Annotated in this window: 17 protein-coding genes and 3 pseudogenes; 12 read left to right on the top strand and 8 right to left on the bottom strand. The window is 54.2% G+C overall.

The features are described 5' to 3' along the window. Positions 1 to 4 precede the first annotated feature (4 nt). The 4 genes and pseudogenes from B3K89_RS13480 to B3K89_RS13495 form a co-directional block, all read left to right on the top strand. Positions 5 to 220, top strand: a pseudogene (locus B3K89_RS13480) (ABC transporter permease); the annotation flags it as partial. Positions 221 to 925: 705 nt separating this feature from the next. Further along, positions 926 to 1,612 (top strand): annotated as a pseudogene (locus B3K89_RS13485) (ABC transporter permease); the annotation flags it as partial. Between the two features lie 10 nt (positions 1,613 to 1,622). After that, the gene (locus B3K89_RS13490; RefSeq protein ID WP_293891855.1) at positions 1,623 to 2,672 is read left to right on the top strand and encodes an ABC transporter ATP-binding protein; all 1,050 of its coding nucleotides are present in this window, start codon (positions 1,623 to 1,625) and stop codon (positions 2,670 to 2,672) included. After that, entirely contained in the window at positions 2,669 to 3,736 is a 1,068-nt protein-coding gene (locus B3K89_RS13495; RefSeq protein WP_293891852.1) for an ABC transporter ATP-binding protein, read from the top strand. The genes B3K89_RS13490 and B3K89_RS13495 overlap by 4 nt, the downstream gene beginning before the upstream one ends. A gap of 35 nt (positions 3,737 to 3,771) precedes the next feature. Here the strand turns inward: B3K89_RS13495 and B3K89_RS13500 are convergent, their stop codons facing one another. Continuing rightward, a complete protein-coding gene (locus tag B3K89_RS13500; RefSeq protein WP_293891849.1) occupies positions 3,772 to 4,326 on the bottom strand; it encodes a hypothetical protein in 555 nt (184 codons plus the stop codon). A gap of 219 nt (positions 4,327 to 4,545) precedes the next feature. Between B3K89_RS13500 and B3K89_RS13505 the strand changes: the two genes are divergently transcribed. From B3K89_RS13505 to B3K89_RS13530, 6 genes are all read left to right on the top strand, one after another. After that, positions 4,546 to 6,249 carry a peptide ABC transporter substrate-binding protein gene (locus tag B3K89_RS13505; RefSeq protein ID WP_293891846.1) on the top strand — a complete coding sequence of 568 codons (1,704 nt, stop codon included), beginning with the start codon at positions 4,546 to 4,548 and terminating at the stop codon, positions 6,247 to 6,249. A gap of 133 nt (positions 6,250 to 6,382) precedes the next feature. Next, positions 6,383 to 6,742: a hypothetical protein gene (locus tag B3K89_RS13510; protein ID WP_345907540.1), complete on the top strand. Its 360-nt coding sequence runs from the start codon at positions 6,383 to 6,385 to the stop codon at positions 6,740 to 6,742. 93 nt (positions 6,743 to 6,835) lie between these two features. Further along, positions 6,836 to 8,914 (top strand): sodium-translocating pyrophosphatase, encoded by a 2,079-nt coding sequence (locus B3K89_RS13515; RefSeq protein WP_345907541.1) that lies wholly within the window; start codon positions 6,836 to 6,838, stop codon positions 8,912 to 8,914. A gap of 96 nt (positions 8,915 to 9,010) precedes the next feature. After that, entirely contained in the window at positions 9,011 to 10,036 is a 1,026-nt protein-coding gene (locus tag B3K89_RS13520; RefSeq protein WP_293891840.1) for a threonine aldolase family protein, read from the top strand. Further along, complete coding sequence (locus B3K89_RS13525) at positions 10,033 to 10,827, top strand: EFR1 family ferrodoxin (RefSeq protein WP_345907542.1); 795 nt, start codon at positions 10,033 to 10,035, stop codon at positions 10,825 to 10,827. Before B3K89_RS13520 ends, B3K89_RS13525 begins: the two co-directional genes overlap by 4 nt. Further along, positions 10,817 to 12,064, top strand: a complete 1,248-nt coding sequence (locus B3K89_RS13530; RefSeq protein WP_293891834.1) for a MalY/PatB family protein — start codon at positions 10,817 to 10,819, stop codon at positions 12,062 to 12,064. Before B3K89_RS13525 ends, B3K89_RS13530 begins: the two co-directional genes overlap by 11 nt. Here the strand turns inward: B3K89_RS13530 and B3K89_RS13535 are convergent. The 3 genes from B3K89_RS13535 to B3K89_RS13545 are packed head-to-tail and all read right to left on the bottom strand — an operon-like array spanning position 12,055 to position 14,883. After that, the gene (locus tag B3K89_RS13535) at positions 12,055 to 13,047 is read right to left on the bottom strand and encodes an SGNH/GDSL hydrolase family protein (RefSeq protein WP_293891832.1); all 993 of its coding nucleotides are present in this window, start codon (positions 13,045 to 13,047) and stop codon (positions 12,055 to 12,057) included. The genes B3K89_RS13530 and B3K89_RS13535 overlap by 10 nt on opposite strands. Beyond that, positions 13,019 to 13,696, bottom strand: coding sequence for a fructose-6-phosphate aldolase (locus tag B3K89_RS13540; protein ID WP_293891830.1), 678 nt, complete (start codon positions 13,694 to 13,696; stop codon positions 13,019 to 13,021). Before B3K89_RS13540 ends, B3K89_RS13535 begins: the two co-directional genes overlap by 29 nt. Before the next feature lie 50 nt (positions 13,697 to 13,746). After that, on the bottom strand, positions 13,747 to 14,883 hold the full coding sequence (locus B3K89_RS13545; RefSeq protein ID WP_293891827.1) for a XylR family transcriptional regulator: 1,137 nt from the start codon (positions 14,881 to 14,883) through the stop codon (positions 13,747 to 13,749). Between the two features lie 104 nt (positions 14,884 to 14,987). On the opposite strand from B3K89_RS13545, the gene B3K89_RS13550 reads away from it, so the two are divergent. Next, positions 14,988 to 16,001 (top strand): aldo/keto reductase, encoded by a 1,014-nt coding sequence (locus B3K89_RS13550; protein WP_293891824.1) that lies wholly within the window; start codon positions 14,988 to 14,990, stop codon positions 15,999 to 16,001. Further along, positions 15,998 to 17,065, top strand: coding sequence for a zinc-dependent alcohol dehydrogenase family protein (locus B3K89_RS13555; RefSeq protein WP_293891821.1), 1,068 nt, complete (start codon positions 15,998 to 16,000; stop codon positions 17,063 to 17,065). The genes B3K89_RS13550 and B3K89_RS13555 overlap by 4 nt, the downstream gene beginning before the upstream one ends. Here B3K89_RS13555 and B3K89_RS13560 read toward each other — a convergent pair. The 4 genes and pseudogenes from B3K89_RS13560 to B3K89_RS13575 form a co-directional block, all read right to left on the bottom strand. Then, complete coding sequence (locus B3K89_RS13560) at positions 17,058 to 18,143, bottom strand: LacI family DNA-binding transcriptional regulator (protein WP_293891818.1); 1,086 nt, start codon at positions 18,141 to 18,143, stop codon at positions 17,058 to 17,060. The two genes, B3K89_RS13555 and B3K89_RS13560, sit on opposite strands and share 8 nt — an antisense overlap. A 14-nt stretch (positions 18,144 to 18,157) precedes the next feature. After that, positions 18,158 to 19,150, bottom strand: a complete 993-nt coding sequence (locus tag B3K89_RS13565; protein ID WP_293891815.1) for an ABC transporter permease — start codon at positions 19,148 to 19,150, stop codon at positions 18,158 to 18,160. A 23-nt stretch (positions 19,151 to 19,173) separates the two neighbouring features. Next, positions 19,174 to 20,677: pseudogene (locus B3K89_RS13570) on the bottom strand (sugar ABC transporter ATP-binding protein). 76 nt (positions 20,678 to 20,753) lie between these two features. After that, positions 20,754 to 21,275 (bottom strand): substrate-binding domain-containing protein (locus B3K89_RS13575; protein WP_345907543.1); only part of this gene is annotated, 522 nt, incomplete at its 5' end.

The raw sequence follows: 21,275 nt of genomic DNA on the forward strand, positions 1-21,275 counted from the left end.
GACCATGTTCTTTACAAGAAACAAAGCAAAACTGACGGCCCTCAACGAGTTTGACCAGGTCGTTGAAGGCAACAGCCTCGGCAAGGATGCCTTCAGAAGACTGAAGAAAAACAAAATGGCGGTCATCGGCATGATCGTTGTCGTCGTGTACTCAATTCTCGCAGCCAGCGCCATGTTCCTGCCCATCCATCCCTATGATCAGATCATCCTTGACCACCAGCACCTTCGCCCCTCGTTTACCAAGAATGCCGGCGACCTGATGATGGAGACCAAGCTTGAAGACCTCTATTTCAAGGCATGGAGAGCGGGGACGCTCAAGGTTACCGAAGAACAATCCGCCCAGATCAGGGAGTGGATTGCAGCAAATGAAACCAACAAGGTGTGGGACTTCTGCTATGCAGAGGGAGAACGTCAGAAGGAAGCAGGAACGTTCACGTTCAGCAGCGCCGACCAGAGAACCATCGAGCGCCTGCAGGAGAAGATCGACACTGAATTTTTAATAAGCGTCGACAAGGTCTTGTGGACCGATCCCGCCACCCAAAAGGTGCACAATCTCGCCCGTATGGATTTCAGCGAGATTGAAGCCATCTACGCCGATTTACTGAAGATCGATATCGCCGTCATCGAGAAGCAGACCAGGGACGAAATCCGCAGCCAGGTGCTCAACAATCTCAAGGCTTCAACTCCCGACTTGAGTGAAGAAGAGTATGCAGCCAACCTTGAGATCGAGATGGACACTCTCGGGGAGAAGGGGATTGCCTCCATGGGCAAGACCAATCTCTTGGGGAAAATCAAAACCACCATCACCCGAAATGCAGAGCGTGAGCTCCGCAAGGAAATCAGCGAAGGCAATGCACAGTTCCCCATCGACCGGGAGATCAAGGTAAACGAGCAGCTCACCGCCGAAATCAATGCAACCAAGAAGCACGAGCGCAGGTACTTCCTCGGAACCGATTACAGCGGCCGCGACATGCTCTCACGCATCATCTACGGCGGGCAGGTATCCATCGCCATCGGCTTGATCGGAACCATCACCAGCGTCATCATCGGCATTGTCCTCGGCGCCATCGCCGGGTACGCAGGCGGTAAGATCGATTTCTTCCTCATGCGCTTTGTCGACATCATGTACGGCCTGCCCTACATGCTGCTGGTCATCATTTTCATGGCAATCTTCGGACGCAATATCATGAACCTCTTCGTTGCCCTGGCAATGGTCAGCTGGCTGACCGTCGCCCGCATGGTGCGCGGCCAGGTCATGAGCCTGAAGAACAGCGAGTACGTTGAGGCAGCCCGCAGCATGGGAGCTTCCACCGGACGCATCATTTTCCGCCATATGGTCCCCAACTCACTTTCCGTCATCATTGTCTATTCAACGCTCAGGGTTCCCGCATTCATCATGCAGGAGTCCTTCCTCTCCTTCCTCGGTCTCGGGGTTCAGGCTCCGTATGCATCGTGGGGTTCCCTCGTAGGAGACGCTGTCAACGGCATGACGCTGTATCCATGGAAGTTGATCTTCCCTGCTATTGCCATGACCATCTTCCTTTTTGCCATGAACTTTTTCGGTGATGGCTTGAGGGATGCATTCGATCCACAGAGCAAGAACCAACTTTAGGAGGACCCACATGAGTCTGAATACCGAAGCAAAAGTGGTCCTCGAAGTAAAGGACCTCAGAACATATTTCAAAACCGACGCCGGCATCGTCAAAGCCGTAGACGGGGTGTCATTTACGCTCCATGAAGGAGAAACCTTGGGCATCGTCGGGGAGAGCGGCAGCGGCAAGAGCGTCACGAATCTCTCCATCATGCGCCTCATTCCCTCCCCTCCGGGCAAGGTCGTGGGAGGAGAAGCCCTCTTCGAAGGTGTCGACATCCTCAAGCTTTCCGAGAAAGAGATGCGCGAGATTCGGGGCAACAAGATTTCCATGATTTTCCAAGACCCCATGACCAGCCTCAACCCCTTCCTCAGGATTTCCACGCAGATGGTTGAGACCATCCGCCTGCATGAGAAGGATGTCTCCAAGCAGGAGGCGCTCAAGCGCTCGATCGACATGCTCAAGTTGGTAGGCATCCCATCAGCTGAGAAACGAATCCAAAACTACCCCCACCAGTTCTCCGGCGGCATGCGCCAGCGTGTCATGATCGCCATGGCACTCTCCTGCAACGCCCAGGTCCTGGTGGCCGACGAACCGACCACTGCCTTGGACGTAACCATCCAGGCCCAGATTCTAGAGTTGATCGACAAACTCAGTACCAGAATGGGTACCGCAGTCATTCTCATCACCCACGACCTTGGCGTGGTTGCAGGCATGTGCAACCAGGTCTGCGTCATGTATGCCGGAAAAATTGTAGAAAAGGCAGCTACTGAAGACCTCTACGAAAGACCGTCCCATCCATATACCGAAGGCCTCATCAAGAGTGTTCCCCGCATGGATACCACCAAGAAGGGCAACAGGCTCTTCTCCATCGAGGGCCAACCGCCGAACGTGATCGACCTTCCTCCCTGCTGTCCCTTCCACCCCCGCTGCCACAAGGCGATGGAAGTATGCCGCCATGCATACCCGCCGGTAAAGGATTTGGGAAAGGGACACGAAGTCGCCTGCTGGCTGTATGCTGATGAAGCAGAAAAAACCCAGGCACTGAAAGAAGCAAATGGAGAGGAGAAGGCAACATGAACACACCGAAAAAACCCCTTTTGGAAGTCAGGGACCTGAAGCAGCACTTCCCCATTACCAGCGGAATGCTGTTGCAGAAACAAGTTGGTGCAATTCGTGCAGTTGACGGCATCTCCTTTGATGTATACCCCGGTGAGACACTCGGCATCGTAGGAGAGTCCGGTTGCGGAAAATCCACCACGGTGCGCTCCATCGCCCAGCTTTACAAACCCACCAGCGGCAGCGTCATCTTCGACGGTATTGACTTGGTCAAGGCCGACCAGAAAACAATGCTCAAAGCGCGACGCGACATCCAGATGATCTTTCAGGATCCTTATGCGTCGCTCGACCCCCGCATGACGGTTCGGTCCATCATTGCAGAACCTCTGGTCATCTACAACAACCGCAAATTATTGGATAAGCCGCTCTCGGCTTTGGATATCGAGCGCAAAGTCGAAAACCTGATGGAGCGCGTCGGTTTGAACAAGGCGTTCAAGAACCGCTATCCCCACGAATTCAGCGGCGGCCAGCGCCAGAGGATCGGAATAGCCCGGGCTCTGGCCCTCAATCCCAAAATCATCCTCGCCGATGAGCCGGTTTCCGCCTTGGACGTATCGATCCAGTCCCAGATTCTGAATCTGCTGGGAGACCTGCAGAAGGAGTTCGGCCTCACCTACATCTTCATCGCCCATGACTTGGCGGTCATCCAGCACATCTCCACCCGTGTGGCGGTCATGTACCTCGGCAAGATCGTCGAGATCAGCGATGCAGTGCGGTTGTACGACAATCCTTTGCACCCCTATACCACCGCCCTGCTCAGCGCCGCCCCGATTCCCGACCCAAAGATCGAGCGTGAGAGGAAGCGCATCATCCTTACCGGTGACGTACCTTCACCGGACAAGGAGCGCAACGGCTGCTACTTCTACGACCGTTGTCCCAAACGGATGCCTTGGTGCTCCTGCCACGTACCCCCGATGTTCGACATCGAGGACAAGCACCAGGTCGCCTGCTGGCTCTATGATACCAAGGACCACAGCAAGGTAAGCATGGAGGAAGCACAGGCCGACGCCAACAAGAGCATCTGATCATTGAAGCCACCCGACCGGGTGGCTTCTTCATATCAAAGATCCTTGTAGGATACGTCGAGGTCCAAATCACGAGGCCGGTCCACATACATCGGAAGGCCTGTAACGGCTGCAATGGCCTGCAATGAGGACTCGGTTCTTCCCCCTGAAGTTTTTTCGGCAATAACCTCGATTGTTTTGACCTGATCATCCTTCAGTCTGAGGGACAGGACCATCATTGCCCTGAGACGACGCTTGGTCGGTTTTGCATTTTTGTCGCTGCTTCCCCTGACAAAGTGGGTAAGCTCCAACCGCTCCACCTCCGAAAACGAGAACGTCTCTCGTTTGCAAATCCAAGCAAACCCGTAGATGCTCGTAACCGTATTGTCCTGCGTGTTGAAGTACCAGCTGTCCCGGTAGAGTGTACCGGCAAGACTGAGCAATATCAGGACAGGAATATGGGGCATGGTGATCAACCTTACCCCTTCAGCGATGTTCAGCGATAGGCCCCAGATGAGAAAGAGGGTAAATACCAGACACAGGATATGAAATGTACGGGTAATTCCATAAACAATTCCATCATGTTTTCTATAGGTAGTGTGTCGTACCATGCAGCACCTCGCAATATCATATCAGTATACTGTATTCTTGTACTCTGGTCATGGGCAAGCCCTCCTGTAATGTATGCAAAAAATGCATAAATTCAATGTGAATCATCCAGTCCAAGCCTGTTTTCAGCCAAACCTATTTGCGTTTTCTCTTGATTCATGGTTTAATGTGATTTAAGCTAAGTTGAACGTTTACACTTAGAATTACAAGGAGATATGTCTATGAAGAAATTTCTGGCTATCATGCTTTGCGTCCTGCTTGTAAGTGCCCTCTTTATTTCCTGTGGAAAGAAGGAAGAAGCACCTGCACCGGCCGCAACCACGACGCCGGCACCTGCAGCTCCGGCTCCCGCTCCTGCTGTAACGGCTGCTCCGGCACCGGCACCCGCCGCCCCGGCTCCTGCAGCTGTGGCTAAAGATGAGATCGTATTCCGCATCACCAATGGTGCTGAACCCGAATCCTTGGACCCCGCACTCATTCAGGGTGTTCCCGAGCACAGAATTTTCGAGGCTCTCTTCGAAGGTCTGGTGGCAAACGATCCTGAGACTGCCCTTGCAGTCCCCGGCGTTGCTGAAAGCTGGGAAGCCAATGAAGACGGAACCCAATATACTTTCAAGCTTCGCAAGAACGCCGTATGGTCCGATGGAAAGCCCATCACCGCCCATGATGTCGTATACAGCTGGCTGAGGATTTTGGATCCCGCAACCGCCGGTCCCTATGCTTGGTTCCCCTGCATGTTCCTTGCCGGTGCATCCGAGTTCAACGCTGGAGAGGCTGGTCCCGAGGCTGTCGGTATCCGCGCCCTTGACGACTACACCTTCCAGATGGACCTCATCGGACCGCTTCCGTATGCAGTCGATGCCCTGACCCACTACAGCTTCGCAATCGTTCCCAAGCACGCCATCGAGAAGTTCGGCAGCGCTTGGACCGATCCCGCCAACTTCGTAGGAAACGGCCCGTTCGTGCTCACCGATCGTGTTGCACAGACCTCCATCACCGTTTCCAAGAACCCGAAGTACTGGGATGCAGATGCAGTAAAGCTTGACAAGGTCATCTTCTACTCCTCCGACAGCGATACCACCAACTACAACATGTACCTCAACGGCGAGATTGACTGGGCAACCAACGTTCCCCCGGATCAGCTCAACGCCGCACAGATGCGCGACGACTTCCAGCTCGCCCCGCAGCTTGCAACCTACTACTATGTATTCCAGACCCAGAAAGCTCCGATCAACAACGTGCTGGTCAGAAAGGCTCTCTCCTATGCTGTCGACCGCGAAGCACTGGTTGAAGGCGTGACCAAGGCCGGACAGATTCCTGCTTGGGGCATTGTATCCCCGATGGCCGGATACCCCGCACTAGAGTTCCCGTTTGAGACCATGGACGAAGCCATCTCGAAGGCTCAGGACATGCTTGCACAGGCTGGATATCCCAACGGTGCCGGCTTCCCGACTGTTTCCATCCTCTACAACACCAACGAGGGTCACAAGCAGATTGCTGAATTCATTCAGCAGGAGTGGAAGAACAACCTGGGCATCAACGTAGTGCTTGAGAACCAAGAATGGCAGACCTACCTCTCCAATCGTAACGAAGGCAACTTCCAGGTTGCACGCGCCGGATGGGTTGGTGACTACCAGGATCCGAACACCTTCCTCGACATGTTCATCACCGGTGCCGGCATGAACGGCGGAAAGTACTCCAACGAGGTCTATGACGTCCTGATCAACGAAGCAGCAAGAATGCCCGCCGGGGAGGACCGCTTTGGTGTTCTGCGGACCGCTGAGGACATCATGATCAACGAAGACCAGGCTATCATGCCTCTCTACTACTACGTAACGATCAACATGATCGATACCAACAAGTGGGGCGGATGGTACAACAACACCATGGATTACCATCCGGTCAAGGACATCTACCTCAAGTAGTTGTACATTCACAGCATTTTCGATCCCCGGGTTTTCCCGGGGATCTTCTTTTTGCCGCCTTCCATTCCTTGACATCCACCACCCGCCTTCCTAGAATAATATTAATTGAGGGAATGCAATACAGGAGGGTACCATGTTCAGCTTTCAGGCATGTTCGCCTTGGTTGCTGGTTATCATCGGCCTGGTTTTGTATCTTTTCGGCTCCCCAATGCAACCGATTGCCGGCCCTCTGAATCTTGCGGCGGAAAGCACTTCTTCCCAGCTTTCGGCTATTCATCAAACCTTGCAGCAGGACTTGATCAGCGAGACGTCGGAGGCATATCCAAACAAGGCAAGACTGAGCTGGGCATCCTGGATGAGTGTAGTCTGCACCATCGCGGCAATTGCAATTTCATTCAAACACCACAGATACGAACACCTTTCAGGCCGCTTACCCACCTCCCAGGCTTATCTTGTAGTCTACATGCATGACCGAGATGGGAAAAAACGCTGAGCATGGTCCCTTTGCAATGGTAGGCCATTGGGTCTGCCTTTTTCCTTTGAGAACTCATCATGGTGCACAGCACCTTACAAGGTAGGTATGTATATGATTACCATTATTCAGCTGGTTTCAATAGCAATAGCACTGCTCGCCTTCGGCATGGCTTTCTGGTTGTACACCTGGGTCAAGGCCCAGCCGGCCGGAAATAGCAAGGTCGAACATATTGGATCGTACATCCAAAGAGGTGCCAATACATTTTTGAGGAGGGAGTACACAATCCTGGCCTGCTTTACCGGCATCGTCGCACTTGCAATCCTCCTCTTCATCCCCACCCCAATCTGGAATGGAGCCTTGGACAACGTTATCATGGCCGTTTCGTTTCTCGCTGGAGCCGCCTTTTCCGCCCTGGCAGGCAAAGTCGGCATCCAAGTGGCGACCATCGCCAATCGCAAAGCCGCAACAGCATCACAGACCGGCATCAAGTTCGCCTTCCTTGCAGGCTTTCGAGGTGGAGCGGTCATGGGCATGGCGGTTGTGGGCACCAGTTTGCTGGGAGTAACCCTCGTCCTCATGATTACAAACGATGCAACAGCCATTCTTGGATTCAGTTTTGGTGCCAGTTCATTGGCCTTGTTCGCCAAGGCTGGAGGAGGAATTTTCACCAAGACTGCAGATATCAGCGCAGACCTCGTCGGGAAGGTGGAACTCGGAATCCCCGAGGACGATCCACGAAACCCGGCTGTCATTGCAGACAATGTCGGTGACAATGTGGGAGATGTGGCAGGTATGGGAGCCGACCTGTTTGACTCCAATGTCGCCAGCATGGCAGCGGCTTTGGTGATGGGCATCTCCCTCGACGCAGGAACCTCCACCAAGAATGTCTCCACCGTATTTTGCTTTGCAGCCCTGGGCCTTCTTGCTTCCATCATCGGAGTCGGAACGGCAAAAATGGGAAAGTCGGATAATCCCAACCATGCGCTGAACAGCAGCACCTATGTGACCACAACCTTGTATATCGTATTTACCGCACTTGCAACCCAACTGCTTGGCATCTCCTGGCGGTTGTGGACAGCGGCGATCATCGGCCTTGGAGTCGGGACCATCATAGGCATCGCCAGCGACTACTTTACCAATGACGAGAAGCATCCCGTCCATCATGTTGCAAAAGCGTCAGAAAATGGTCCGGCATTCACCATTCTAGGCGGAGCGTCCTATGGATTTCTCAGTGTATTTCCGTCAATGGCAGGAATAGCGGCGGCTGCATTGGCGGCGTATCTTGTCTGCGATCCGCTTGGCCCAGGCTATGCCATGTTCGGCATCTCCATGGCAGCTGTCGGCATGCTCTCCATTGTCGGCATGATCATATCCAACGACGCATACGGCCCTATTGTCGACAATGCCCGCGGGTTGGTTGAGATGGCAAACCTGGGAGACAAGGCCTTGGCGATAACCGACTCACTCGATAGTGCCGGCAACACGGTAAAAGCAGTGACCAAAGGCTTCGCCATCGCAGCAGCCGGACTGACCGTCATCGCCCTGCTCGGGGCTTTCATGACAGAAGTCAACGAGGCTGCCGAAGCTTTGGGGATGGGAGAACAATTCTTGAGCGGGTTCGATATCATGAATCCGTATGTCTTTTTCGGCCTCTTGGTGGGAGCCGCCATTCCTGCAGTATTCAGTGCAATGCTGATATTGGGAGTCGACCGGAATGCACAGCGCATGATCGCCGAAATCCACCGTCAATTCAAAACGATCAAAGGCTTGAAAGAGGGGGTTGAAGGGGTGGTGCCCGAGTATGACCGGTGCATCGATATTGCTACCGTCGGCGCTCTGAAAGAGCTGATCCCTGCCGGGCTCATGGCCATTATTGCGACATTGCTGGTAGGGTTCATCGGCGGCGTGCAAGCCATCGGAGGATTTCTGGCGGGAAACATTGTCAGCGGCCTTCTCTTGGCCCTCTTCATGTCCAACAGTGGAGGGCTCTGGGACAACACCAAAAAGTATATCGAGTCGGGCAATTTTGGAGGAAGAGGTTCCGATGCCCATAAGGCGGCCGTCGTCGGAGATACCGTAGGCGATCCCTTCAAGGATACCGCCGGACCATCGATCAACACACAGATCACCGTCGTCTCACTCGTCTCCTCGCTGATGTCCACGGTGTTTCTCACCACGTCGTTGTTCTAAATCCCAAGCAGGCCCTTATTGCAGGGCCTGCTTCCGTTTTAGCTGGACTGAAAGGGCGGTGTTCGGTATAGTTTTACAGAAGCAGGAGGAGCGAGCATGCAGGTATTTGACCTCAGAAGTGATACGATTACAAAACCCACCTTGGAAATGAGAAAAGCAATGGCCGCTGCTGAAGTCGGGGATGATGTCTATCGGGAAGACCCCACCACGACCAAACTCGAAAAACTGGCAGCCGAGCTTACCGGAAAAGAACAAGCTCTCTTTGTCTCTTCGGGGAGCATGGGCAATCTTATCAGCCTGTACATCCAGGCAGGACGGACCAAGGAAGTCCTGTGTGCAGCCAACAGCCATATCATCCAGCATGAGATCGGCTCCATTGCAGCCATAGCCGGAGCCCTGCCGATCACCGTTCATGCACCTCGGGGAGTGCTCAACGCAACCGATCTCCAATCCTTGGTCAAGCAAGGTTCCTACGATATGGCTGCTACGGCCCTCATCGAGGTGGAGAATACTATCGGAGGATACTGCTACCCTCTTGAGAACCTTGAGATGATCAAGGACTTTGCATCCACCCACAACCTGAAGGTTCATATGGATGGAGCGAGGATCTTCAATGCACAGGCAGCCACCGGTATTTCGGTCAAGACCTATGCCAAGTATGCCGACACCATCACCTTCTGCCTCTCCAAGGGTCTGGGCTGCCCGGTGGGAAGCATGCTCTGCGGAAACAAGGAGTTCATTTCCCAAGCCCTTACCGTACGCAAGCTGCTCGGAGGGGGCATGCGGCAAACCGGCATTCTCGCTGCTGCAGGGCTCTATGCCCTCCAGCATCATGTCGACCGCCTGAAGGACGACCATGCACACGCAAAGGCGATCGCCGACACCCTGGTCAAGACCGGATGGGCTGAAGTGGATATCCAGGGAGTGCAGACCAACATCATATTCTTCACCGTCCCATCTTGCAGCGCCCAAGATGTAGTGAAGAAGCTTGCGCGCATCGGCATCCTGGCAAACACGGAAGGAGAGAGTGTGCGTCTGGTCACCAATCTCGACCTAAGCGATGAAGACACCCAAAATGTCTGCTCCCTGCTCTCATCATTCGACCCCGGGGCCCTTGCATGAAAACAACACTCATCTGTTTTTCCGGAACGGGAAACAGCTATTACATCGCAAAGCGTCTTGCTTCGGAGCTTGGCGACTGCCGGATTTTGATGATCCCGCACCTGATGCAAAACCAGGCATTCGAACTTACCGAGCAGGTCGGCTTTGTATTTCCCGTCTATAAAGGGTTTCCTCCCAATCTGGTAACCCATTTCATCCAGGAAGTTTTTGCAAAACAAGACCTGGGTCCGGTCAAGTACCTCTTCCAGATAGCCACTCGGTACATGTTCCAAGCATACACCTTCCAGGCCATGGATGTGGTGGTCAGGGAAGCCGGGGCGATCACCAGCTATGTCAACCATGTAGTCATGCCTGATGGATATGTTCCGTTGCTGGCCGCTCCCACAGAAGGGAAAATCGACGAACTCTATGCAAAAGCCGATAGGAAGATTGCAGAAATCGCCAAGGATATCAAGCAGGAACAGATCAGGCTTCCCTTCCGTCCGCCGTTCAGCCGGCTTGCCATCAACCACTTCATGGTACCCATCCATCGCGCCTTCATGGACACGGCCCTCGATTTCACCGTCACCGATGCCTGCATTTCCTGCGGCCTGTGCTATCGCATGTGCCCTTCCTTCAACATCGAGATGGTGAACGGCAAACCTGAATTCGACAGGGCCTGTACCGGCTGCCTGGGCTGTTACCACCGCTGCCCGACCCAGGCTATTGTTTTCAAACAGAAGGTGAAAAACGGAAGGTATCCCAATCCGCGTTCGACCTACACCGTGGAGTATCGCCCTGATGCAGTATAATTTTGATCGGTCGGTCGACCGCCGTTCATCACTCTCCGTCAAGTGGAACAAGGAAGCAATCAAGAGCCTGTGCGGAAATCCTGATGCAGAACCGTTTTGGGTTGCAGACATGGATTTTCCTGTCGCTGCCGAGGTAGCACAAAAAGCACGAAACCTCAGCGAACACGCCATCTTCGGCTATCCGTATGCCAACAACCAACGGCAAGTCTTCTGTGCATGGGCAAAGGCACGTCATCAGATGGATATCCAGCCCGCCCAAGTGGTGATCAGCCAGGGAGTGCTCACCAGCATCGCAGTGCTGGTGGAGCTGCTTAGCAATGAGGGGGACGGTATCATCATACCGCTCCCCGCTTATCAGCCGTTCATCAGGATTGTCAACAACCTGCACCGGAATGTACTAGGCTGGCCCCTGCTATACAACCGGGACAGTCATATATTCAGCCTTGACTGGGATGCCTATGAACAACTCTGCAAGCAAGCCAAGATCCTGATCTTCTGTTCCCCCCAGAACCCCACGGGGTTGGTGTTTTCCGAGCAGGAGCTTGTCCGCCTCTGCGGCATCGCCAAGCAGAACAACGTTGTCATCATCTGCGATGAGATTCATGCAGACCTGAGCTATGGCAAGCACATCACGCTGCTCGAACCTGCAAGGCAGGTCGGCTGTGAAGCCGTGGTCTGCATGGCTCCCTCAAAGACCTTCAACATCGCCGGGGAGCACTACTCGGTCACCTTGTTCAACAATCCCGACATGAAGCAGCGCTACTTGACCCGTCTCGAGCAGCTCTTCATCGCCGAGCCTTCCCTGGTTGCCACAACCCTCGCCCTTGCCTCCTATCAAAGCGGGGCAAAATGGCTTGACGAGTTGCTCGTCTATTTGCAGAAGAACGCAGACATCATTGAGAACACGTTGCAAAAGGAAGTCCCTTCCCTTGTTTTCATCAAACCCCGGGCTTCATTCATCGGCTTGTTGGACTGCTCGGCCATCCTTGACCTGGTTGAACGCGATGCACAGGCACATCCACAGCTCTATGACAGCTCAACCAGTGCCCAGGGAGGCCTGCTCTCCCGGTTTTTCGGCCAACGGGCAAACCTGGCCTTCAACGACGGGACCTGGTTCGGAGGGACGGCTTACCGCCAGTTCGTTCGACTGAACTTCGGTACGCAGCGTTCAAATGTTGAACGCGCATTGAACCTCATCAAGGAAGCGGTTGCTTTCCTGGAAGCAACCTACCGCTGAAAGGGAATCAGAGGGGCAAGCGACTTGGCAAGAAACGAAATCCCTCTGTGGTCGGGATGCAGGAATTGGTCATCGTAGGCATCCCTGAGTGAGAGGGAGAGGCCATCCGCCACTTCGACCCCTGCAAAACATCGCGTAGCCTGGACCATGGCCCGGGCAAGCTCCTTGAAGCTGCCCATAGGCTTTTCCTGTAAAATATCGGTGCGATAGAGCGGAGTCAGCAGGAGAACCGGGACCTTGGGATAAAACTTTCGGATTCGCCCCAACAGGGCGAACATCTCTCCTCGGATCTCGGCAAGTGTCTGCCTGATCGTCCAGTCATTGGTTCCCAAGCTGACCAGAATTGAGGCAACAGGTTGATCAAGCTCCAGCTTTTGCACCAACTTGGCATTGATCATCGCCCCGGCAAGGCCTTGGTTGATAACCTGTACCCCAAGGATGGAACCCAGCTGACTTGCCAGATTCTGTGAAGGATGGTGGATGCCCACACCCTGGACGATGGAATCCCCCATCAGAAGCAGAGTCTTTTTCTGCTTGGCAACAGAAGCCACATCCCCTTCCAATGCAACCCCCACCTGATGGTGCAACGGCAAATGGATGGCAATAGCCCGCCCTGCTTGGAATACAAGGGGGCCGCTTACCAAAGGAGGGTGCGACACCTGCCCATCAATGCTCACATCGATTGTCTCGGAAAGGTCAAGCGGCCTTCCGTAGAGGGCTGCGAAATCGAGCACCTGACCACCGCGTTTGGCCAGCAGTGACTGATGGTACCGCTTGATGTGCACCACCGTCTCACTTTTTGTATCAAAACGCAGACAGATCGATGCACTTGTCTTGGCCATGGCCTGATAGAAAGGATGGGAGTTGAACGGCTGGCCGTCACTCTCATTGAATCGCAATAATTGTATATATCCATCCTCGAGATGACGATACGTGAGTGCGTTGTGAGCCAGTTCAAAGATCGAGGAGTGTTCGTTTTCCATATACCTCTTCCCAGTTCTTTGAGAAATCCTGGACAGCCTTGGTGATCGAGGGCATGGCAAGGCCGGTGGAGAGCAAAGCGTAGGGGACTGTACAGCAACCGGCCCCGTTTGCATACGCTGTGGTAATCTCGTTGATGTTCTTGAAACTGGCCGCCAAGACCTGACAGCTGGAGCTGTTCGCCCACAAAAGGGAGCTCAACTCCTTGATTACCTTGGCCGCATCGATATCGATGTTCAGCATCCTGTTGTAGTAGACAGCCAAGTATCGGGCCCCGCTCTGCATGGCAAGAATACCCTGCAGCGTGGTATAGATGGCGGTTGCAGTAACATTGACCCCTCTCTTGGAGAGGATGCGGATCGCTTCCAGCCCCTGTTCGGTAACCGGGATTTTGATGAACGTGGAAGGCCCGAGCAACGAGATGATTTTCTCGGCTTCTGCAAGTATTGCAGGGCAATCGGTACTGACGACCTGCACATGCAGGCTTCGCTGCTCGCCGATGAGCTTTCTTATCTTTTGCATATGGGGGAAAAAGTCAACGCCTCCCTCAGCCTTTATGATGGTTGGATTGGAAGTCACCCCGCTGATGGGATAGGTCGCAAGGCCCCTCTCGATTTCAGCAAGATTCGCAGTATCAAGCATAAGTTCCATGGCATACCTCTACCGCCATCATGCCATAGATGCGATGGCAGGGGCTAGTATCAGAAGCGTTGTTTCTTGGAACGGAATTGATTGGGCGTCATTTCATAGGCACGCTTGAACAAGCTGTAGAACCGATGGACCGAACCAAAACCGCACTGTTCGCTGATCTGCGAGATGGTTGCATTCGAGTGGTTCAGCAACAGGCAGGCCTGCTCGAGCTTCTCAAAGGTTATCTCCTCCCATATCGTATGCTTGCGGAATTGCCGAAACCGCATCTCAAGGGCGCGCCTGCAAATCGTCGCCTCGCTTGCAACATCACTGGCTGTCAAGCCCGACGTGGCACGTGCTTTTATCAAGCGAAGAGCATTCGCAACCTGCTCATCTTCGCACAACACCAAGCGGGTGCTCTCACGCTCGGTAACAGAGCCGGGAGCGATGCGTCTGATATGCATCCCGCTTTGCCTGTTGCTCAGCATCGCATCGAGCATGGCCGATGCCTCATACCCGATCGTCTTGCAGTCGGGCTGGATGCTGGAAATTGAAGGGCTGGCCAACTCGCAAAGCAACGTCTCATTATCCACCCCCAGCACCATGACATCGGAGGGAATGCTGATCGAAAGCCGCTGGCAGGCCAGCTCGACCTTCATCGCCGAAAGATCGTTGCAACAGAACAAGCCGATGGGTTTTTCCAACCCCGCCAGCCATGATTCCAGCTCTTGCGACGGTTCATACAACTGCCTCCACCAGGAAAGCGGCCGTGAAAAGGAAGCAATGTCCGAAGGATTCATGCTGAGGCTGCTGGCAAATCCAACAAAGCGCTCACGTGCCCAGTGCACTTGGTCGACTCCGCACCAGGCAACGTTCCTGCTGCCTAGTTTCTTCAGGTATGTTCCGGCACTCACTCCGGTCTGGTAGTCGTCATTGCGCACTTGACTGAAGAGCTTGAGAGAGGAGGAGCCTGCAATATCAACGACCGGGATTCCCAAGGAGGCGCACAGGAGCGCCTCCTGGTCGTCTTCGATGCGGGCGATCAGGGCATCGCACTCCGACAGCGCCTCCTGATCGAGGGAGAAGAACCACGGCCCTTGCCCCCTGACCTGCCAATCACCTTTTGCTCTTGCATATTGCACCACCCCGCTTGCGACGGCCATGTCATAGCCATCTTGGAATCTTAGTTTCAAACCAATCTGTTTCATTACCGGTGAGTGTATCACAATATTCGCAAAACGATATAGCTTTTTCGCATATCAAGCATTGTAATATCTGAGAAACCCCGTATGCTTGAGATGAGGAGGACCGCATGAGTCACACAACCATTACCATTCCCGCCACGGGTGCACAATTGCCGGTGATCGGAGTAGGAACCTTTGGCAGCGACCATGTCAGCGCCGTCGAAATGGCCCAAGCCGTCAAGCTTGCCTTGGAAATTGGATATCGCAACATTGACTGTGCCAGCGTCTACGCCAATGAGAAGGAGATCGGAGAGGTGCTGCATACAAGCACCATACCCAGAAAAGAGCTTTGGATTACGAGCAAGGTCTGGAACGACATGCATGGGAAAAAGAACGTCATTGCGTCGGCAAAACAGAGCCTGAAGGACCTGCGCCTTGACTACCTCGACCTGTACTTGGTCCACTGGCCGTTTCCCAACTACCATCCACCCAAGTGCGATGTCTCCAGCCGCAGTCCGGACGCCCGGCCCTACATTCATGAAGAGTTCATGGAAACCTGGCAGGCCATGGAGGAGTTGGTCCGTCAAGGATTGGTCCGCCATATCGGTACCAGCAATATGACGGTGCCCAAGCTGAAGTTGCTCTTGCAATCGTGTTCCATCAGGCCTGTGGTAAACGAGATGGAGCTGCATCCCTGTTTCCAGCAGACAGCATTCCGATCCTATCTGGCCGAGCAGGACATCATCCCGATCGGCTACAGTCCGCTCGGCTCCCCCAACCGTCCCGAGCGTGATACCACCAGTGAGGATGTAGTGGACATGGAGCACCCGATCGTAGTCGAGCTTGCAAGAAAGCACAACGTCCACCCGGCGGCAATCTGTCTGAAATGGGCACGGGGCAACGGCATCGTTCCCATCCCCCAATCCACCAAGGAGCGGAACCTGAGAAGCAACCTGGAAAGTGTTCTCAGCTCTCCTCTCACGCAAGAGGAGCTCGATCTCCTCGGCGGTGCCGAATGCAACAACCGCCTGATCAAGGGACAGGTATTCTTATGGAAGGAAGCCGATTCATGGCATGACTTATGGGACGAGGATGGAACGATTCCCTGCCCACAGAGCTATCGTACAGGAGGAGTAAGATGACCAAACGCATGATGAAAGGGGCAATGCTGCCCGGCAACAGCACCGTGGCATTCGCAGAGTATGAAGTACCCAAGCCGGGATACGGCCAGGTGTTGGTAAAGACCAAGTGCACCACAATCTGCGGCAGCGATATCCGATGCATCTACCGCGAGCACTTGGGCAAAGGCCCTGAAGGCTATCAGAATGTAATAGCCGGCCATGAACCCTGCGGCCAGATTGTTGAAGAAGGCGAAGGCCTGAAGCGATTCAAAAAAGGCGATCGCGTCATTGTCTACCACATCAGCGGCTGCGGTGTCTGCCACGAGTGCCGCCAGGGCTTCATGATCAGCTGCACCAGCGACAAGCGGGCTGCCTACGGCTGGCAGCGTGACGGCGGCATGGCTGAGTACCTGCTCTGCGATGAGAAGGACCTGGTCCTGCTTCCCGACGAGCTGAGCTATGCCGACGGCGCACAAGTGGCCTGCGGCTTTGGAACCGTCTATGAGGCCATCGAGAAAATCGGGGTGAGCGGCAACGATGCAGTATTGGTTGTCGGACTCGGTCCGGTGGGACTGGCCGCCCTCATGCTGGCCAAGGCGATGGGTGCAAACAAGCTCATCGGCATTGAAAGCCAGAGCGCCCGTATTGAACTGGCAAAAAAGCTCGGTCTGGTCGATCACGTATTCACCCCCTCCGATGAGAATGTTGCCCAAGTCAAGGCAGTAACCGGCGGCCATGGAGTCGAGAGAGCCTTTGACTGCTCTGCAAGCGATCCAGGAAGGGCCACGGCGATCAAGGCAACCCGCAAATGGGGAAGGATTGCGTTCGTCGGGGAAGGAGGGACAGTCCACTTCAATCCCAGCGAAGATATGCTGCACGACCAGAAGACCATCTACGGCAGTTGGGTTACCAGCATCTGGAAGATGGAGGACTTGGTTGAGAGACTGGTGCGTTGGAACATCCACCCCGAGGATCTCATCACCCACCGATTCCCCCTGGAGAAGGCTGATGAAGCGTATGCCCTGATGGCAAGCGGAGCCTGCGGCAAGGTGGCTGTCTGTTTTGACGAGGAGCTTCCTAACTGAAGACCTTGTTGAATCGGGGGGAGTGGTCGTACAGGGAGGCCTTGGACTTCTTGTCGGTGACGATCCCCCCGTTCTCTCTCATCGCATGGATGGTGGGCTGCAGCACGATGGTGGCAGGGAAACCTTCCCTGTCGCCTTCCATCCGCCGGATCAAAATCCGGGCGGCCGACTCTCCGATCAGATCAAGCGGCTGAGCCACTGCATAGTGGCAGAACTGCAACAACGGGGCATAGTAGAGATAGTCGAAGGCGGCAAACGCCATTCGGCTGCGTATCTGTTGTCCTTCGTGTGCCATCAGATAGCTGGTGGCCCCGATATGGACCATGTCATTGACCATGAAAAAGGCATCAGGACATTGCTCCATTGCCAAGGCCTGTTGCATCAATGTGTAGCCGGCTTTTTGTGTCATGCCTCCAAGGAGGATGAACTGTTTCTCAACCTCCAGGTGATTGTCCTTCATGGCCTCCAAATACCCGTGGAGGCGCTCTACTGAAGTATGGACGTGAGCATCACCTCCGAGAAAGCCGATGCGCTTTCTCCCCTCCCGGATGAGGGCTGATGTGACGTCATAGGCTCCCTGACGGTTGTCGGTCAGGATGATGTCACAGTCCAGGCCCTCGATTTTCCGGTCGATCATCACAAACGGAGTGTTGGAAAGTGATGGTGTACAAAAATGATCTCCCACATCGCTGACGGGGATGACAACCAAGCCATCCACATTGCGCTCGAGCAACAAGGAGAGCTTGCGCTTCTCCTCAACTACCGAATTCTCCGAACTGCAGACCAGCAGGGCATAGCCAAGCGGACCGAGCAGATGTTCCAGCTGTTCTACAATTTCTGTGAAAAACGTATTTGAGATTTCCGGGACCATGATCCCAATGCTCTTGGTGACCTTGAGCTTGAGCGACCTGGCTACCGCATTGCGCTGATAGTGCAGCATCGCCACTGCCGAGAGCACCTTGCGCTCGGTCTCGGGGTTGACCACCCCGAGCTTGTTCAAGACCCTGCTAACCGTTGCAATGGAGACACCAGCCAACTTGGCAACGTCCTTGATGGTTGCTGTCTCACTCTTGCCCATGGTGTACCCCTTGTCTAGCTTCTGCGTGCGTATTTCTTCATATCAAAGTAGACAGCCACGATGATGATGAAGCCCTTTACCAACTGCTGGTAATAGCTGTCCACACCGAGGAAGGACATACCGTAGTTGATCAGACCCATGGTGAAAACACCAACCATCATCCCACTGACTGAACCTACACCACCGCTTTGGGAAACTCCCCCGACGGTGACGGCGGCGATGGCGTCCAACTCCATGCCATTGGCGGTAAGCGAATTGGCAAGACCAAGGCGGCTTGCAAGCAGTGTACCAGCAATGCCGTATAAAATTCCAGCATAGGTGTACACCATCATCAAATCACGCTCGACATTGATACCCGACACACGGGCGGCCTGGGCGTTCCCGCCGATTGCATAGAAGTGCGTACCCTGTCTGGTGTGCTTGAGCACCACCCAGACGATGAAGGCAGCGATGATGACATAGATGATAAGGTTGGGAATCGGACCGACACTGCCCTGGCTGATGTTCTTGAAGTTTTGGTTCAGCGACCCGACAACGGCAGCCTTTGTATAGATCAGCTGCAAACCCTTGGCGATGGACATCGAACCGAGCGTGGCGATGAAGGGAGGCAGTTTGCCATAGGCTATCAAGTACCCGTTGAACAGTCCGAACAACCCACCGGCTGCAACCGCGGCGACCACGGGAACGATGAGCGGAAAACTCTGTCCGGCGTAGATTGCTGAAGCATAGTCGGGGTTTTGCGCGAAGGAGGCAGCCACGCTGGCCGTGAGGCAGACAACATAGCCGATGGAGAGGTCGATGCCCTTGGTGATGATGATCATGCCGACGCCGAGTGCTGCAAAAGAGCGGACCGACTCGGCGATCAGCAGGTTGCGGATACTGTTCCAGCGAAGGGCGTTTCCCTTGGTAAGGACGGACAGCAATAAAAGCAGGCCGACAAACGTAACCCAGGTGGTGTACTGGCTTGCGAGTTTCTTACTGTCATTCAGTAGTTTCTTCATTTCCATATTCGGTCATTCTCCCTCTTATCCTACATGAACTGGGTGGCAAGGCGCATGATGGCTTCCTGGCTGCACTGCTGCTTGTCCAGGATGCCGGTGCAACGACCGCTGCACAGCACCATGACACGGTTGGACATCCCGATCAACTCGGGCATTTCGGAACTGACCATGATGATGGCCTTCCCCTGTTCAACCAACTGACCCATTATTTGATAGATCTCATACTTAGCCCCGACATCGATGCCGCGCGTCGGCTCATCCATGATCAGGATGTCCGGCAATGTCATCAACCAGCGGCTGATGATCACCTTCTGCTGGTTTCCCCCCGACAGGTTCTGGATCATTGTCTCCATGGTCGGCGTCTTGGTTTTCAAAGCTTCGTTATACTTGGCCGCTTCCTCTTTGAGCTGTTTGTGCTTGAGGAGCCCGATTTTACTCAGGTACTCTTTCAGGGACGCTATCGAGGTATTGGTGGAGATATCCAAGAGCGGGAAAATCCCGCTGCCTCGCCGGTCTTCGGTAATCATGCCCAGTCCATGCTCGATGGCTTTGCGGGGCTTGATGTCGGAAATCTCCACACCTTTGATGAAAATCTTTCCCGCACTGGTATCTCGTACTCCGAAGATGGCTTCCATCAGCTCGGTGCGCTGTGCACCCACCAAGCCACCGATGCCCAAGATTTCACCTCGCCTCAGCGAGAAGGAAATATCCTTGAAGGAACGAGGATTGAGAGATGTGAGGTTTTCAACCCGAAGAAGTTCTTCTCCGATGCTGCTCTTCACCGTGGGAAAGCGAAGGTTTGCTTCCCGGCCTACCATCAGGCTGATCAACTTGTCGTTGGTCAGATCCGNNAATGGGATAGGTCCCAATCATTTTTCCATCCCGCATGACACTCACTTCATCGGCAATGGCAAAGATCTCTTCCATCTTGTGGGAGATGTAAATCACCGCGACATTGTGGGCCTTCAGTTGGCGGATGATCTTGAACAGGTGAGCCACCTCATTATCGGTGAGCGAGCTGGTAGGCTCGTCCATCACCACCACGCGGCTGTTGTAGGAGACCGCCTTGGCGATCTCACAGGTCTGCTGCATCGAGATGGACAGTGAGCCGATTCTGCAATCGGGCTTGATATCCATCTCAAGGCGCTTGAGCAGCTCCTTGGCATCCTCATTCATGCGCTTGTGATCGATCAAGCCCGTTTTCTTCAAGGGCTCGCGGCCAAGATAGATATTCTGGGCGACCGAACGTTCAGGAACATTGGAAAGTTCCTGATGAATCATCGATACCCCATTCTGCAGGGCATCATGGCTATCCTTGAAATGATGGACTTCACCATTGAGCTTGATGGTCCCCTCGTCTTCCTTGTAAATGCCGAACAAACACTTCATCAACGTCGATTTGCCCGCACCATTCTCACCCATGAGGGCATGTACCGTCCCGGGTTTCACCCGGAAGGTGACACCGTCCAAGGCTCGTACTCCGGGAAACACCTTGGTGATCGACTCCATTTCCAAGGCGAATGTGCTTTCCATGTGACTTCCTCTTTCCTCTTTGCTCTCGGCGTTCATGAAGTGTCTCCCGCCCGAAGGCAGGAGACACAAGATCTCATTACATCAGGTCCTTGTAGTTGGCCTTGGTGACGGGCTTGAAGGGAACCAGATAGCACTGTGCGATGACGGCCGGATCATTTGCCGGCTCTTCACTGATGACCTGGCTGGAGGGAGCAATGCCCCAAGCGGTCATGCCGGTTGCACTACCCTTGGTAGCCATGGCATAAGCGAGCTCGAAAGCGGTGCTGCTCTGTCCGACGGAGTCCTGCAGAACGGTTGCATAGAGCTTGTTCTGGTCCATGGAGTTCAAAGCGTCGGCGGTTGCGTCGATACCGATGACCGGGAAGGTCAGGATGGTGCCGTCGCTGGGATCGTTGTCCACCAAACCATTGGTGATCAAGGATTCCACTGCGCCGAGGGCCATGCCGTCGTTCTGCGCCACTACGAGGTTGAACTTGCCTCTGTGAGCTGCAAGCCAGGTGTCCATCTTCTCTTGTGCCTTGTCAGGGGACCAGTCGGCGGTGTCCCTGGCGATCAGGTTGACGGTGTAACCGAGGCTCTTCAGGGTATCGATCAAACC

Origin of the sequence: Sphaerochaeta sp. UBA5849 (genome assembly GCA_002432715.1) — a bacterium.
In the GTDB taxonomy this organism is placed as follows: Bacteria; Spirochaetota; Spirochaetia; order Sphaerochaetales; family Sphaerochaetaceae; genus Sphaerochaeta.

Bases quoted from the DNA above. Each gene is read 5' to 3' on its own strand.
- B3K89_RS13530 (WP_293891834.1), top strand. From the start codon at position 10,817: ATGCAGTATAATTTTGATCGGTCGGTCGACCGCCGTTCATCACTCTCC.
- B3K89_RS13555 (WP_293891821.1), top strand. From the start codon at position 15,998: ATGACCAAACGCATGATGAAAGGGGCAATGCTGCCCGGCAACAGCACC.
- B3K89_RS13495 (WP_293891852.1), top strand. From the start codon at position 2,669: ATGAACACACCGAAAAAACCCCTTTTGGAAGTCAGGGACCTGAAGCAG.
- B3K89_RS13525 (WP_345907542.1), top strand. From the start codon at position 10,033: ATGAAAACAACACTCATCTGTTTTTCCGGAACGGGAAACAGCTATTAC.
- B3K89_RS13535 (WP_293891832.1), bottom strand. From the start codon at position 13,047: ATGGAAAACGAACACTCCTCGATCTTTGAACTGGCTCACAACGCACTC.
- B3K89_RS13510 (WP_345907540.1), top strand. From the start codon at position 6,383: ATGTTCAGCTTTCAGGCATGTTCGCCTTGGTTGCTGGTTATCATCGGC.
- B3K89_RS13540 (WP_293891830.1), bottom strand. From the start codon at position 13,696: ATGGAACTTATGCTTGATACTGCGAATCTTGCTGAAATCGAGAGGGGC.
- B3K89_RS13490 (WP_293891855.1), top strand. From the start codon at position 1,623: ATGAGTCTGAATACCGAAGCAAAAGTGGTCCTCGAAGTAAAGGACCTC.
- B3K89_RS13520 (WP_293891840.1), top strand. From the start codon at position 9,011: ATGCAGGTATTTGACCTCAGAAGTGATACGATTACAAAACCCACCTTG.
- B3K89_RS13515 (WP_345907541.1), top strand. From the start codon at position 6,836: ATGATTACCATTATTCAGCTGGTTTCAATAGCAATAGCACTGCTCGCC.
- B3K89_RS13545 (WP_293891827.1), bottom strand. From the start codon at position 14,883: ATGAAACAGATTGGTTTGAAACTAAGATTCCAAGATGGCTATGACATG.
- B3K89_RS13500 (WP_293891849.1), bottom strand. From the start codon at position 4,326: ATGGTACGACACACTACCTATAGAAAACATGATGGAATTGTTTATGGA.
- B3K89_RS13505 (WP_293891846.1), top strand. From the start codon at position 4,546: ATGAAGAAATTTCTGGCTATCATGCTTTGCGTCCTGCTTGTAAGTGCC.
- B3K89_RS13565 (WP_293891815.1), bottom strand. From the start codon at position 19,150: ATGGAAATGAAGAAACTACTGAATGACAGTAAGAAACTCGCAAGCCAG.
- B3K89_RS13560 (WP_293891818.1), bottom strand. From the start codon at position 18,143: ATGGGCAAGAGTGAGACAGCAACCATCAAGGACGTTGCCAAGTTGGCT.
- B3K89_RS13550 (WP_293891824.1), top strand. From the start codon at position 14,988: ATGAGTCACACAACCATTACCATTCCCGCCACGGGTGCACAATTGCCG.